Consider the following 413-nt stretch of genomic DNA (forward strand, 5'->3'; position numbering starts at 1 on the left):
GGGCGGGCTTCAGCCAGAACTTTGTCACGAAATCCCACGGGCAATTCGGTAGGTGTCAATAAATCAACACGCACTCCAAGGAGTTCTTCGAGATCGTTCTGTAGGCCGCCTAGTGCCAACAACGTTGCACCATTTGGTGCATCGACAAGAATATCCAGATCACTCTGATCATTGTCATGGTGTTTCAGAGCAGAGCCGAACACCCGAGGGTTTGTAAGATTCCAGTGTGCCGTTAGCTTCACAATGGCGTCACGATGCAGTGCAAGCACTTCTGATGGGCGCATGATCCGGTCTCCTCTTGTTCAGTATATCATAAGAATGACGGCATGTTGTAGCCCTTCCTGAGCACACGTCCGCCGTCACAACGGCCGAGCGCATACTGACTTTGTGAAACCTCACAAGGACAGACCATG

The 413-nt window shown here is 51.3% G+C and carries 1 protein-coding gene; it reads right to left on the bottom strand.

The window, feature by feature from the left end:
* A partial coding sequence (locus tag HK20_RS12725) for a nucleotidyltransferase family protein (protein WP_086647394.1) occupies nucleotides 1–284 on the bottom strand: 284 nt, incomplete at its 3' end.
* Between the last annotated feature and the right edge of the window lie 129 nt (nucleotides 285–413).

Origin of the sequence: Acetobacter sp. DsW_54, from assembly GCF_002153575.1 — a bacterium.
In the GTDB taxonomy this organism is placed as follows: Bacteria; Pseudomonadota; Alphaproteobacteria; order Acetobacterales; family Acetobacteraceae; genus Acetobacter; species Acetobacter fabarum.